The sequence below is a fragment of the Pseudomonas shiyinii genome (assembly GCF_056725765.1).
In genome coordinates, this window is sequence record NZ_CM161522.1 from 1,175,144 (window position 1) to 1,190,081 (window position 14,938).

The 14,938-nt window shown below is 58.8% G+C and carries 8 protein-coding genes; 5 read left to right on the plus strand and 3 right to left on the minus strand.

The features are described 5' to 3' along the window. Window positions 1-233 precede the first annotated feature (233 nt). The 4 genes from ltrA (at window position 234) to ACXHGZ_RS05600 (ending at window position 8,458) form a co-directional block, all read left to right on the plus strand. Complete coding sequence (gene ltrA, locus ACXHGZ_RS05585; protein WP_480460536.1) at window positions 234-1,655, plus strand: group II intron reverse transcriptase/maturase; 1,422 nt, start codon at window positions 234-236, stop codon at window positions 1,653-1,655. A gap of 296 nt (window positions 1,656-1,951) precedes the next feature. Continuing rightward, window positions 1,952-4,465, plus strand: coding sequence for a hypothetical protein (locus ACXHGZ_RS05590; RefSeq protein WP_480462793.1), 2,514 nt, complete (start codon window positions 1,952-1,954; stop codon window positions 4,463-4,465). A gap of 2 nt (window positions 4,466-4,467) precedes the next feature. Next, window positions 4,468-6,696: a hypothetical protein gene (locus tag ACXHGZ_RS05595; RefSeq protein ID WP_480462794.1), complete on the plus strand. Its 2,229-nt coding sequence runs from the start codon at window positions 4,468-4,470 to the stop codon at window positions 6,694-6,696. 40 nt (window positions 6,697-6,736) lie between these two features. Further along, window positions 6,737-8,458 (plus strand): hypothetical protein, encoded by a 1,722-nt coding sequence (locus ACXHGZ_RS05600; protein ID WP_480462796.1) that lies wholly within the window; start codon window positions 6,737-6,739, stop codon window positions 8,456-8,458. Between the two features lie 395 nt (window positions 8,459-8,853). Here ACXHGZ_RS05600 and ACXHGZ_RS05605 read toward each other — a convergent pair whose 3' ends face one another. Continuing rightward, window positions 8,854-9,264 (minus strand): PA2817 family protein, encoded by a 411-nt coding sequence (locus ACXHGZ_RS05605; RefSeq protein ID WP_084855001.1) that lies wholly within the window; start codon window positions 9,262-9,264, stop codon window positions 8,854-8,856. A gap of 156 nt (window positions 9,265-9,420) precedes the next feature. After that, window positions 9,421-11,868 (minus strand): acyl-CoA dehydrogenase, encoded by a 2,448-nt coding sequence (locus tag ACXHGZ_RS05610; protein ID WP_480462797.1) that lies wholly within the window; start codon window positions 11,866-11,868, stop codon window positions 9,421-9,423. 204 nt (window positions 11,869-12,072) lie between these two features. On the opposite strand from ACXHGZ_RS05610, the gene ACXHGZ_RS05615 reads away from it, so the two are divergent. Beyond that, window positions 12,073-13,815: a hypothetical protein gene (locus ACXHGZ_RS05615; protein WP_480462800.1), complete on the plus strand. Its 1,743-nt coding sequence runs from the start codon at window positions 12,073-12,075 to the stop codon at window positions 13,813-13,815. 54 nt (window positions 13,816-13,869) lie between these two features. Here ACXHGZ_RS05615 and ACXHGZ_RS05620 read toward each other — a convergent pair whose 3' ends face one another. Beyond that, window positions 13,870-14,916 (minus strand): fimbrial protein, encoded by a 1,047-nt coding sequence (locus ACXHGZ_RS05620; RefSeq protein WP_480462801.1) that lies wholly within the window; start codon window positions 14,914-14,916, stop codon window positions 13,870-13,872. Window positions 14,917-14,938 lie beyond the last annotated feature (22 nt).

Sequence of the window (14,938 nt, forward strand, 5' to 3'; positions counted from 1 at the left end):
TAGGCGGCGCAGCGGGGTAAGACGGCTATGATCGTCAAAGCCCAATACTTGCACGGAACGCTGCGACGTAGATCCGACAGGCATAAGCAGGAAGGTCACGCGAATTACCCTGGGAGATCTGCATGTTTGCCTTTGTGCTACCGAGCGTCGAGAGGCGACGGGATGAATGTGCAGAAGTCAGCCGAGGCCGTAGTAAGTGACGGCTAACCACGTCACCAAGGGCCGAACAGGTTATGCCGCCAGTAGGCGTCACTGTCTCGTTGGTAGCCGCAATGCAGAAATTTCCCACAGCGGAAACTGTTATTCCGAGTCCTGGCCAGAAGTCGAGGATGATGCATGACAGTGCAAAGGTATCGACGGCGTCAGTGGCGTGGACGAACGCGGAGCCGGACACGCTGATGGAGCGGGTGCTTGCACCGACGAACCTCAAGCGTGCGTATCAACGCGTGGTCAGCAACAAGGGAGCGCCGGGTGCCGATGGCATGAAGGTCGCTGACTTGGCGGGCTATGTGAGACAGTATTGGTCAATCCTCAAGGCCAGGTTGTTGGCCGGCGAATATCATCCCCAGACAGTGCGAGCGGTTGAAATTCCCAAGCCGCAGGGCGGCACCCGGCAACTGGGAATTCCCAGCGTCGTGGATCGCCTGATCCAACAAGCACTACTGCAACAGCTCACGCCTATCTTCGATCCGCTGTTTTCGGACTACAGCTACGGCTTTCGTCCAGGCAGAAGCGCCCATCAGGCTGTAGAAATGGCTCGAACCCACGTGGCGGCAGGTCATCGCTGGTGTGTGGAACTTGATCTGGAGAAGTTCTTCGATCGGGTCAACCACGACATACTCATGGCCTGTATCGAGCGCCGGATCGAAGACAAGCGCGTGCTCAGGCTCATCCGCCGCTACCTCGAAGCCGGGGTCATGTCGGGCGGCGTCGTTAGCCAACGGCGGGAAGGGACGCCGCAAGGCGGCCCGCTTTCGCCTCTGCTGTCGAACATCCTGCTCGATGAACTCGACCGAGAGTTGGAGCGACGGGGCCATCGCTTCGTACGATATGCCGATGACGCGAACATTTATGTGCGCAGTCCTCGTGCTGGCGAGCGAGTGATGGACGGTGTGGAGCGCTTCTTGAGCCAGCGCCTGAAACTGACGGTGAATCGAAAGAAGAGCCGTGTCTCAAGGGCTTGGAAGTGTGAATACCTGGGCTATGGAATGAGCCGGCACATACAGCCGAGACTGCGTGTGGCGATGATGAGCCTAGGCCGCATACGTGACCGGCTGAGAGAATTGCTACGCGGTGCGCGGGGTCGCAAGGTGGCAAACGTCATCGAGTGGATAAACCCTGTGCTGCGAGGCTGGGCGAGTTACTTCCAGCTCAGCCAGAGCAAGCGGCCGCTTGAAGAGTTGGATAGCTGGGTCAGGCACAAACTTCGCTGTGCCATCTGGCGACAATGGAAGCGGCCCTCTACGAGGGCGCGCAACCTGATGCGTCTGGGGTTAAGCGAGGAACGGGCCTGCAAATCAGCCTTCAATGGCCGAGGCCCATGGTGGAACTCCGGAGCGCCACATATGAATCAGGCGCTGCCGAAGAAGCTATGGAATCAACTCGGACTGGTCTCGATACTGGATACGATCAACAGGCTTAGCCGCATAACCTGAACCGCCGTGTACGGAACCGTACGCACGGTGGTGTGAGAGGACGGCGGGTCAGGGCCCGCCTCCTACTCGATCCTGGAATTTGATGGCTGTGCGATTTGAGCCTTGTACGGGGCACAAATCGAGCGCCGCATGCACATCGCTCGCGATGCTTTTCACCCAAAGCCTAGTAGTTCAATCAGTTTCCCCGTCTCTCCCCTTGTGTCGAAATAGTGACGTTGAATAGGGCTTCGTGTGTAAGTCGTTATTTGATGCGGTTGCCGATTGTTTCGATATTTAAGTTAGAAGGGTGGAAAACTATGGCTGGCTACTCTGAACAGTATCTAGTGGAGTGGATGGGCGAGGAGGATGAATTTAACCCAGGGAAAATGTTCGGTTGGGGGATCATTGCGGCCATGGATCGCGCGAAGGCCAATCGTCTGTTAACACAGGAGTATATCAGGCACTTCACGGAGGGCTCATATATAGAGCCCCAGTCAGGAACGATTGATGATAACAGCGGCTGGGTGAACACGATCGAAAATGCCGTGCTGGATGTGCCTAGGCTGTCGTTTGAAAATGCCAGTGTGCGGAGTTCGAAGGCCCGCCTGCGCATGGCGATGGTGGCGGGCAACCGCGTTCGCATTGAAAGAAAGCTTGGTTCGGTGGTGCGGACGGTTGAACAATATGGGCCTATATTACGGCCCGAGTTGCAGATAGACCTTGCATTGAACGAAGTGGAGGGCAATGTGGCGGCCGGCGGGGAAATTTACCTCGACCTGGCAAAGGGCACGGATTTTCTGTTCAATTTTGCTGGGTCACCTGATGAGCAAACGGGGCTGGGCCGGTTCTTCCAGAAAAAGTTCGAGGCGCTGGAGGAGAAAAAACGCGTTTATCAGCTGGGGCGTATTATGCCGGGTGGTAATGAAGCGATGCGCCCGGATCAATTCGAGTTGCTCACCCACCCGCTAGACCCCAAGAACCTGGACGGTGAAGGGGCTATCATCAGTTTAATCAAGTTGGAAGGGGATAAAGAGGGCACGCGCCCTAACTCCGACGACTCCATCAAATATCTTATTCCTAATGATGCCGGTAAGGACTACTCCGCGACCGTGATGATTGCCAGTAAGCGTTTGGCAATCGCGCAAATGATGCAGGCGCTGCGCGAGGAAATCCCGGGTGTGAAGTTTGAATTGGACTACGAAGAGGTAGGCGGGACTCGAGTGATCTCTGGGGCCACGATGACCGAAGGCATGCTTAGGTTTGATGGCGATACGGTAGAGGTTGTCGAATTCTCACCGTTATTCGAGGATCTTGTCGCGACATTTGAAATTAAAGCATTTTCCTGCGATCTAGCGAATAATTTAATTATCGAGAGCGATCCTGGGAGTGACGAGATAAAGCTTACGTGTACACTGCGCGGGGATGTAGAGATACAGTTACGCAAGCTGGCCAGTGAGTCAGGCAAATTTGAGGAGATGGTAAAAACTCTTAAGCTTGATTTGGCCCCTGTGTTTGAACCTAGAAATGACTATTTTGAGTATAAGATCTCTGCGGGCTATAAGCTGACTAGTGAAGAGGGTGGTCAGCTAGAAAAGTTATACTTCGATTTTGAAGTTGTCCATGAGCCATTTTCCGATCTTCCAGACCCGAGTCGTTCTCGTGGCGGGGTCGAGGTCGCGTGCGAAGCTTGCAGCGCGCTTATGCTATTGATAGCTGCTCTAGGTGGTGCAGCCTTTCTTGGGTCTTTGATGGCGGTGATCAAATTCACTCTTGGGGCCATTCTTTCTGACCCACTTATGGGGATTGGAGGCGCTTTCAGCATGCGTGCCATTCTTGAAAAGGCGTTGGATAAGAGCTTCCCGTTACTGACCCCGATCAAAGCCCTCATCGATGATACGATCAAATTCAATTTCGGTAATTCAATCATTGCTGATACCACCCACCTGCCTCGAGGTGCCGTGGCATTCGGCAGGGTCAATCCCAATACCACCCGTTTCGTCATCGATGACTTGGAACCTATCCTCGGGGCTGGTCAAAAACACAAGTTCAACACGGTGCCTGTCAAAGAAGGGCTGACATGGCGAATTGAAACGCCGGCCCGGCATGCAGGCACCATTACTCCGGATGGTGAGTACACTGCGCCAGCGGCCGAACATATCGATGGCCTGTTCACGCGAGTACGGGTGGTGGCCACGGATGGACAGTTCGAGAGTTCAGCGTTGGTCACCGTGGTCCGTCAGGGTTTGATGATCACCCCTCTGGTGACAACGACGTGGGGCAACTCAGCGAGCAAGACGAATCAATACACCGTTGATTTGCAGGTTGGCGCGCTGGATACGTCGGCACCATTTGAATGGCGCTTCGAGAACCCCGATCCCTATGGAAAGTTCGAAGATCCGGGCGTGACAACGCCGAACATGACGTATATTGCAGGCCCCAAGTCGAACGAAAAAACATTCAGTATCGATGTTGTGTCGGCACGTAATACAACCACCGGAGAGAAAGTCGAGAGTGTCGTCATCACCGAGACGTCTAGTCCGTTGCTGAGCCTGGAGATTATCGACACCAACGTCGATAAAGGTATCGTCAGTTTACGCGCCAAGGTGCAAGACAAAGATCTTACTACTGAGACTGAGTGGAAGGTGGCACATGGGCCAGGCAGCATCGTAGGCGGTGTTTATACTGTCGACACCTCCGAGCCTGCGTCGTTCGCCGTCATTACCGGTAAATATGAACTTCTCTCGTTCGTCTTTGAGGGTTTCATCATCATCCCTCTGCCACTGGTTGAAAATACTCGGGCACTCGAAGCCCTTCGCGTAAAGGCTAATTGAAAATGACATATGAATTAGATCAGGAACTGCTCGCTTGGTTGGAGCAGAACCCAGGCTTGTATGGCTACGATACATTGACCGCCGTTTCGGTCGATCAGCTCAATACCGCTCTGGCGAAAGAACACCGGGTTCGCTTGAGCACTGAACAAGTACTTGTTGATATTAACGGCCGCATCGATGGTGAAGGGCCCAATATTAAATATCACTTGGCGGGCTATCAGATGGCGGCCCCTTCGCTGGAGACGCCCACCCCCACCAGGTTCGTTATAACCAGCCAGTTGGACAGTGGCACGCAGGTTCGAACGAGGGAGGGCAAGGTGGAGTCGTTGTCGCAACACGACGCACTGGATCCTCTGCCACTGAATTTCACGATGCCGTTCAACTCGGCTGTTTCACCCTCGCGGTTGCAGTTGGATGTGGCTAACGGTGTGGACATGCGACTGGGTTCGGGCGACGACAGGCAGAATGAGCGCGGTGGTCAGTTTATCCAAGCACTGATGCAAGAGCAGGCGCAGCTCAATGAGCCCTATGTTTTGGTGGGCATGGGGCAGGGTGCAGACAGTGCCGTGGACATGAAGCACACCGACTTGTACGTACAGAGCGACGCCAAGGGCGAGCCGCGTGATCTGGTGTTGTGGGGCGCGACGCAACAGGGCAGGATCGGGGTGGTTCCGGCCGATGCTCATGTTCCAGGACTCGACCCTGCCGTCAACACGAGCGTGATCAGTGCTCCGTTGTTGTATCGCGTCAGTTACGGCCAAGGTCTTTCGAAATTGCTCGAGGATGGCGAGTTCGAAGAACGACTGGATTCGTACGGCATGCTGGTTGGCCTGGACGCCACGGCCGGGCATTTGGACGTTCCCAAGTCCACGTACCAAAGCGCCGAGTTCGCCTTCATGTGCGAAACGTTCACGGTCCCGGCAGTGGGGCTGTCGGTCGACTTTGTGAAAGACAGGGTCGATCAGGTCTGGGAGTCGCAGTGCACCGTTGATTTGCGCTACGACCCTCTTCTGCCAGGGGAACAGCAAAAGACACGGGCATTCCAGGCCACGTTCCAGTTGAATTTGCCGCACCGCTTCAACCTGCTCGAGGCCCAACGCCAACAACGCTACATCCTTCAGGGGCAACTCTATTCGCCTTGGTCGACCGATGCGCAAGTCACTGCTGTCTCTGGCTTGCCTGAGATGTCCGACGGTGAGCGTGCACAGGTTGAAGAGTTCGTTGCGCATGCAATCAAGCGTGCGATCGTTTCCGGCTTGTCGAAAAGGCTGAGCGCGGACGTACCGGAACGTTGGTTGAAAGGTGTGCTAATTGGGGCCGACCAGGGGATGTTCCTGCAGGCAGCGGATGTCACGCAAAGCAACGATGTGGCCATGATCACCACGCCCACCGAGTTTCGTATCGAGCCCGGTAATGCCGTAGTGCTGGCGGGTGAGACATGCGATGTGCGTCTGGTTCCTCCGCGATCGAATGTCTACTGGGAGATCCAAAGTCTATCTGTCAGCGCCGACGATCCAGGGACGATGATCAAAGACCGGGGGGACGAAGGGACCTATCTGGCCGCGCCAGCTTCCTCTCTGGATGGCAAGCCGAGCAAAGTACTGGTACTCGCTAAGGATGAGGCGTCGACCGAGGTGCTGGCTTCGGCGTTGGTGACCACTGTGCCTCGGGGCGTGACGGTGAATCCAATGATCCATACCTGTTACACGCAAACAGACCTGACCCTTACCGCAGGTTCGCTGGCGGGCGGTGACTTGGGCTGGACGATCGATAATCTCGTGGAAGGGGAACGTGGTTCGCTGACGCCAGAAGACGGGGGCAAGCGTTGTCACTATGAACCAGGCCCTTCGGGAGGCAAGACCTATGTCATCGACAAGATACAGGTTCAAGACTCCAAGACGGGTGATCAACGCACGGCCTATGTACTGGTGGTGCATGCCAATCCATCTATGAGTATCAAGGTGCTCCCTCAGGAAGACGGCAGCCTTGAGTTGGAGGCCAGTGCTGGGGGCTCTCAGCTCGAGGATGTGGAATGGACATTGCCAATTGAAGGTCAAGGCGCCCTCGTCGATGGACGGTATGTGCCTGATGATGCCAACCAGACGGGATTCGTCCTGATTTTTGCCGAGGCCAAGGTGGAAACCCTGTCGTTCAGTGGCCATTTGATCTTGCCATGGCCATTGACCGAGTTCCCTGCGCTCACCCAACAACTGCTTGCGTCTGAGTCATAAGCGTGCTGGTTGCTGACACCATTCAAGGAGGTTCGGAAAAATGTCCGGCAATTCTATCGAGCACGTGCTCGAAACCATGAAAGCAATCAACGTGACCCTGGGATGGGGCGCGTTGGCTGTCTATAACCGCGGTTGTTTGAACGACCTGCTCAAGCGTCATTACCTGGAGCGGTTGCATGACTTGCGTTCGCTGCCGCTGTTCGAGGCGACGATCGACCCTGACGGGCAGGGGCGCACGCAGGTGCAGGCCATCGAATTCGGTATGCCGACCCTGTCCTTCGCCAATGCCTCGGCCGGTGGCCGGCGCGTGCAGGTGACCCTGCCGATCCTGTCGGGGACCTACCGGCGTGAAGCGCAGTATGCCGATGGCCAGCAGCACTATTTCGTCATCAATGAAGCCATGGGCTATGCCGTGCAAGCCGATGTCGATCTGGAGGTGGTCTCCTACAGGGAGCGTTGGGGCCTTGTGCTCGATCTGTGCAATGTGTCGCGTGTACGTTGCAATCTTGGGGGGGGCGATGACGGCCTGGCCGCTGAACTGGCGCGATGGTTCCGCGATTTGCCTGACTACCAGAGCCAGTTCGCCCTGGTGAATGTCGATTGTCAGGGCGATGAACCCTGGACACCGACCGGCATGCGGGTATACACCCAGGCTGCGCCTGGTTCCCAGGTACCCGGTGCGGCCAACCATGGGCAAGGTGCGCTCTTGGTGTTCTTCAAGGTCAAAGCGAGGGCGCGCGATGGCATCGCGCCGACGGATACCTTCCCCTACCTAGTCGTGGAGGAGCAGGGCATCGAACGCTATCCGGTGGCCCTGGTGCAGGACCGGGCGTTGAATCATCTGCCGGGCAGCCTGTCGCAGAAACTGTGGTACCAGCCGAGCCCGTACGGCTTCGCCGAGCGCGCCAGGCATGTGCCGTTCGATACCGTCATGTTCGGTGACCTGCTGCCACTTGGGCCGTCGTTCACCGTGGAAGCACCTCGCTACACGATGGAGGTGGGCCGCAGTTACGACTTCATCCTGCGCGACCCGCAGGGCCAGGCCGTCCAGGCTTCGCGTTGGACGGTAAGCGGCTTTGATGCGTCGGGCTCTGGGGAGTATGGGCATATCGATGCGAAGGAGGGCTGCTACCGGTTCGAATCGGTCGAGCGCCTCAAGCCGGGTGGGCAGGCCATTGTGGTGACCGCCGAGCTGTACCAAGATGGCATGTTCTACAAGGCGTCGGCACGTGCACGGGTATCGGTCGAGGTTTTCGAGCTGCAGCCGGAAGTCGCGTTCATCACCCCTGAGGCACCGATCGAGCTGCAGATGGCCGGGGTGGGGCCAGGTCATGCCTGGCGACTGCTGGGTGAACGCAATGGCCAGCTACAGTTGCACAACTTCAAGCAGGCGACGTTCATCCCCGATGCTGCCGTCAAGCGCAAGGGGCTGGCTATTCAGCAAGTGGGTGTCACCAGCGACCACCGTCGCAGGTTCTCGATTGTCATGGCCAATGGGGAGCAGCTGTTGTCTGTCCAGCCTGGGGTGTTCCGAAAGGTCGGGTACCGAGAGTCGTTGCGCCTGGAGGAGCAGGACACCCGTTTCATGCCGGAGGCGAAACGGTGTTGGCGGCTGTTTGGCGTCGGTGAGTTGAGTGAGGATGGGCTCTTTACCGCACCGGCCAGCGGTGCCCCGGGCTTTGCCGTGGTGACCTGCGAGATCGAGCACGGCGGTGTGGTGCTGGCAACAGGCTACAACGTGCTGGAAATCGGCAGGCTGTAGAACCAGGCTGCTCTGCGTCCCCTCACGGGCAAGCCCGTTCTCATAGAGCAACGCATATCTTCTTGATTTTGCAGGCTCTTTGTAGTAGCGGGCTTGTCCCGCGATCAAGGGCGAAGCCCTTGCCATGCCGTCGCGGTGGGCAGGGCGGGCCCAATCGCGGGACAAGTCGGACCGCCGCACCGCCGCTCCCACAAGGATTTCGCAAGTCTTGAGAGCGGCGCAATCTCGGTGGGAGCTGGCGACAGCCTGCGATGGGCTGCAAGCAGCCCCAAGCCCTCAAACGCTGGATCCCCCAGACTCAAGGGGCCGCTTTGCGGCCCATCGCAGGCTCCGCCAGCTCCCACTAAGGTTGCGCGATCTCCTAGCGTCCCAATGGCTCAAGTGCACAGGGCACGTCAGTGCTTCGGGGTTTGCTCCGGTAGGCTCAACAATTGCTTTTGCTGGTTCCAGTCGAAGGGCTCACCCTTCTGTTCAGCTTCGTAGCGCAGGTCTTCCAACTGCTGGTAAATGCTGAGCTCCTCGTCCGGCATGAAGTGCAGGCAGTCGCCACCGAAGAACCACAACAGGTCGCGTGGCACCAGGTGGGCGATCTGTGGGTAGCGCTGGATCACCTGGCAGATCAGGTCCTGGCCCAGGTACTGGCTTTCCAGCGGGTCCTGGGGCAGCAGGGTGAGCAGTTCGTCGAAGCGCTCGAGGAACAGGGCGTGGCTCTCTTCCGGTACCTGCTCGGCCTCGCCCAGGGCCGCCAGTATGGTGCGCAGGTGCTGGAGCAGTTGCAGGTGATATTCCAGGTGCGGGTTGGCCATGGAAAGGTCCTCGGTATGGCTGAAACGGGGGGCGGAGTATACGCCGGTTGTTCGGTTTGTGCCTTGGGGGCGGGCCTTGAAAGGGTGACGTCTGTAAGATCGAACGCCGCCCGCGCGGCGCGGGATCTCACCGGCACCGAAACGCCTGCGGCGAACTCAGCGCACTTTGTCCGGTACCGCCTGCAATGCCTCCTTCTCGAACGCATCCACATCGATGACCCGCCGCCGCGCCGCCTCGGCCTCGTGCAGCCGTTGGCCTTCATCGGCCTGCAACACACCGGCCTCGACTGCCGCATCGATGGCCGACTGGCCGGGAGCGGGGTGTAGCTTGCCGTCCTTGACCGCCTCATGCACGGCCTTGTGCAAGGGGGCGCATGCTTCCAGCAGATCACAGGCACGTTGCAATGCCGCCACCGGGTCGCCTTCCGTGCTGGGGCGCAGGCAGCCGGCCAGCAGTTCTTCGAGTGCCGGGTCGCCTTTGCTCCGGCCGATCAGTGCCGCCACCTCTGCATCCAGTTCATCGCTCGGGCCGGTATGGCGGCGGCCTAAGGGGAACACCAGCACGCGCAGGGCACAGCCGATGAAGCGGTTGGGGAAGTTGTCGAGCAACCGGTCCAGGGCATGTTCCGCCTGGCCCAGGCTTTCCTCCAGGGCCCAGCGCAGCAAAGGCTGCATATGCTCGGGCGAGCCCAGGTCGTGGTAGCGCTTGAGCGCCGCCGAGCTCAGGTACAGGTAGCTCAGTACATCACCCAAGCGGGCGCTGAGCCGTTCACGGCGCTTGAGCGCTCCGCCCAGGAGCATCATCGACAGGTCGGCCAGCAGGGCGAAGGCGGCGGCCTGGCGGTTCAGGGCGCGGAAGTACCCTTGGCTCAGCGCATCCCCCGGCACCTTCTCGAAGTGGCCCAGGCCCAGCCCCAGTACCCAGGTACTGGCAGCGTTGCCTGCGGCGAACAGGATGTGCTTCATCAAAAGGTCGTCGAACTCCCGCAGGGCCTGCTCCTGGTCCGGGCGAGCGGCGAGGGCCATTTCATCGAGCACGAACGGATGGCAACGAATGGCACCCTGGCCGAAGATCATCAGGTTGCGCGAAAGAATGTTGGCCCCCTCTACGGTGATGAAGATCGGTGCGCCCAGCCAATTGCGCGCCAGGTAGTTGTTCGGGCCCATGATGATGCCCTTGCCGCCGTGCACATCCATGGCGTGCTGGATGCATTCACGGCCGCGCTCGGTGAGGTGGTACTTGAGGATGGCCGACAGCACCGAGGGTTTTTCGCCCAGGTCCACGGCCAGGGCGGTGAGCAGGCGCGCGCTGTCCATCAGCCAGGCGTTGCCGCCGATCCGTGCCAGAGACTCCTGGATGCCTTCGAAGGCCGCCAGTGGCACGTTGAACTGCTCGCGCAGGTTGGCGTACTGCCCGGTCACAAGGCTGGTGTACTTGGCCGCGCCGGTGCCTACCGCCGGCAGCGAGATGGAGCGCCCCACCGACAGGCAGTTCATCAGCATCATCCAGCCCTTGCCGAGCATGGCCTGGCCGCCGATGAGCAAGTCCAATGGGATGAACACATCCTTGCCGCTGTTGGGTCCGTTCATGAACGCGGCGCCCAGGGGCAGGTGGCGCTTGCCGATTTGCACGCCGGGCAGGTCGGTGGGAATCAAGGCCAGGCTGATACCCAGGTCTTCTTCCTCCCCCAGCAGGTGGTCCGGGTCGTAGGCCTTGAATGCCAGGCCGAGCAAGGTCGCCACCGGGCCGAGGGTGATGTAGCGCTTTTCCCAGTTCAGGCACAGGCCGATGACTTCTTCGCCTTGCCATTGGCCTTTGCACACCACGCCGGTGTCGGGCATGGCGCCCGCGTCGGAGCCTGCCAGGGGGCCTGTGAGGGCGAAGCAGGGGATCTCCTCGCCACGCGCCAGCCGAGGCAGGTAATGGTTGCGTTGCGTCTCGGTGCCATAGTGCAGCAGCAATTCAGCCGGGCCGAGGGAGTTGGGCACCATCACCGTGGAGGCCAGGTCACCGCTGCGGGTGGCCAGCTTCATGGCCACCTGGGAATGGGCGTAGGCCGAGAAGCCTTTGCCGCCGTAGTCCTTGGGAATGATCAGGGCGAAGAAACCCTGCTCCTTGATGTAGGCCCAGGCCTGCGGCGGCAGGTCCAGATCCTGGCCGATCTGCCAGTCGCTGACCATTGTGCAGAGGGTTTCGGTTGGGCCGTCGATGAAGGCTTGCTCTTCATCGGTGAGCTTGGGTACCGGGTAGTCGAGCAAGGTGTGCCAGGCCGGGCGGCCGCTGAACAGCTGGCCGTCCCACCACACGGTGCCTGCGTCGATCGCCTCGCGTTCGGTGCGCGACATCGGCGGCAGGGTGCGTTGGAACCAGCGGAACACCGGTTCGGTGAACAGCCTGCGCCGCCAGTCGTGCAGCACCAGGAAGGCGGCCTTGCAGGCCAGGACCAGCCACAGCACTGCCAGCAGCCAGCCTGGGCAGTCGCTCCAGATGCCCATCGCCAGCACGTAGGCCGCGACGGCCCCAATGACCTGTAGCGGTGCCAGGCGCCTATGCATGAGATACGCCGTGCCGACCACCAGTAATAGCAACCACAACAGCAACATAGATAGTCCTCCATGGAACCTGGTTTTTGAACGGATCTATGTAGCTTAGCCATGAACAGCGGCTTGCCTGGCAAAGTCCAGGGTCAGGTGTTCACTGGCAGACTTGCTAGCTGTTGTGGGCTGCGAGGGGCATGTAGAACAGCGGGCTCATTGCGCCGGCGAACGCCGCGCATTCCATACCACGCCATAAAGGATGCCGTGTTCATGAGTAACGACTTCGCAGCCCCAGAAATACCCGCGTTGGGCGGGGGAGAATCGCTCGACTTGAAGAGCTTGAATGGTAATGACCTGGACGTGTTGTTCACGTACGACGGGATCGACGAAAACGACTATTGCATCATCAACTTGCGCGGTCGCTCTGCCGACGGGCGTAATCGAGTCTACAAAGGAGGTGGGATAGTCGGAGAGCTGGATGACCGAAAATACGCAACGATGTGGATTCCAAACGCCCAATTGGAGGCGTTATCAGGCGGTTGGGGATTCGTATCGGTCGATCAGGACGATGGATTCGGCAAGCTGACGGAGTCTGACCTGGCGTTTTTCTATGTGGACAAGGCGGCGGATACGGTTAGAACGCTGCCACCGGCTCTAGTCATCGGAGGCAATGGCTTGCGTATCGATCTGGATCGGGAGCCGGGTGACGGTATGGTCGTGGTTGGGCCTTATGCGGCCATGGCCGTTGACGATAAGGTAACGCTCTTCTGGCACGGTCAGGACAAGCATGGCGAACCGCTTGGCCCGATCAGCCTGCAACATGTGAATACTGCCCAGGACATTGGGAAGCCGCTTCTCTGGCTTCTGGATGGCAACGAGTTGCACTTGGCCAGCGAGGGTCAAGGGGAGGTGAGCTATACGATCGACTACGCCGATTCTGCAACGGGCAGTCAGTCCCCAAGGCAATTATTGCGTATTGTCCAGGGTGAGCCCGAAGGGCCGAAACTGCCGAGCCCGCGCATCGAAGGCCTCACTGGAGATCATGTGGATCCGGGGGCGTATCCCGACGGTATCGTTGTCCAGGTCGACGACTTTGGCATGCAGCTGGACGATGAGGTCGTGCTGCACGTATATGGTCGGGCGCCCACAACCTGTGTGGTGCAGGTGGATGTCAGCATTCTGCAGAGCGGCAAGATCAGGTTCGGCCTGGGGCATGATTGGCTGCAGGCCAACACCAGCGGGTGGGTCACGCTTGTCTATCAATTCAGCCGGTTGGGCACTTTGCAGGTGAGCGAAGCGCTGCCCCTGACCATCGGCACGGCACCGGTCTTGCCAGCACCCACCGTGGACGGTGTTGAGTCCGAGGGGGACGCAAAGGGCTCGCTGACTCCGGAAAGGGCCGTGAACGTACGTATTCCTACGGAGGTAGAGGCTAGGAAGTTCGAGATGATCGCGGTCAACCGAATGGGGGACCGCTTCCCTGCCAACCTGAACCTGGGGAGCGACAAGATTTTCCAGTTTCCAATGGACGTGATAGCCGCCAACCTGGGCCAACGCCTCGAGCTTTTCTACTCGTTCAAGCATGATGATGGAACCGTCGAATACTCCAAGGCCTACGACCTGGGCATCAGGAACGTTGTGAACCCTAACCACTTCAAGAGGATCGAATGCAAGGCTGCCAAGGAGGGGAAGTTGTCTTTGAGCACGGTGCCGGAAGAGGGCGTATTGCTGGAATTGCCTATGTGGCAGTTCAGCCGCCCGGAGCAGCCGGTTCGTATCCAGGCGATGGGGCACGATGCGGGTGGGGCGATGTTGCCGGTCGAGATCGTGCGTGACGACCTGCCTTTGACGCTCGCAGAGCGCCAGGCTGGCAAAGTGCAGGCCTATATGGCCAAGCGCTTCGTGCAAAGCCTGAAACTCAACGACACCTTCCGTATCCGTGCGGCGGTCAGCTTTGATAAAGGACGCTCTTTCAAGACCTTACCGGCGCTGGTACTAACAGTGGTGCCTTGAGTTTCCTATTACGGTAAGCCTTGGGCCCGGCGTTGGCCGGGCCTTTTCAAGAGGTTATCGATAGCTGATGGTGAACTTCAGTGCGCCGTTTGCCGAGCCCGGCTTGATTTTTTCGGCGGGCAGCGTCTGGTAATAATGGGCCTTGAAGGCGAGGCGGGTGGTGCCTTTGGTCAAGTTGGCCATGTCCTCTTCTGTCTCCAGCGGCATCGGGGTTCCGTCGCCTTTGAGGATTTGTATGCCAACGCCTTCGGCGTCTGAATCGTCGGTGAGGGTGAAAACCCCGGGCTTACCCGATATGGGTGTCGACCCGTCGATACCCTCGAGTGTGATGGCGACGCGCGTCATGCCCTTAGGGTCGCCTTCGCAGTTGGTCAACTCGATCGCGAAATCTGTCGAGGCGGTGGTATGGTCAATCCCCTTGAACTCCGATTTTGGCCAGCTTTGCAACTGCACGACGGCGGGGCTGGAGGTTTTGGGAACGGTGCAAGGGTTGCTGACGACGCGGCTGGTCAACCGGTAGTCCATGAACGAGCCGCCGATGCTAGTGCTGGCTCTGAACAAGGGGGTGTCGATGTAGTGCACACCCGGCGCGATGTCGCCAATCTTGACCAGTTGAATCCTGTGGAGCAGCCTCGTGAGCACCATCTGGTTCCCTCCGGTGTTTCCGAGGGTACCCGTGAAGGGTATAGAGCTGTTGTCGGTTGGTTTGAAATAATTGTTTGCGCCCCCGGTAAACGGGACGCCGAGCTGCACTGCGACGCCAATGCCGGCAACATTGGTTTTCATTACCCGCACGTCTCCAGGACCAAGGAAGGCTGACTGCCCGGTTAGCGTCTCGACGTTCAAGTTTATGGGGTTCGTGTCGTCGTCATTCTCACAGGTGAATTTCGTACCTGCAATGGGGTGTAGGTTGTCTTGCCTAACCGCACTAATTGCTTCACCGGGGCGAAGGCTGGCATCGACTTTGACGATGTCGGGAAGCGCGTACTCATAACTGAGCTGACCGCTATCCAAGGTGCAGTAGCGAGCGGCCATGGCAAGTGGGGCGTGACCGAGCGTTATCAGCAGTGCTGGTAATAACAGGGCGACGGGTCGATTCATTGGATGCTCCAGGGCATGTCAG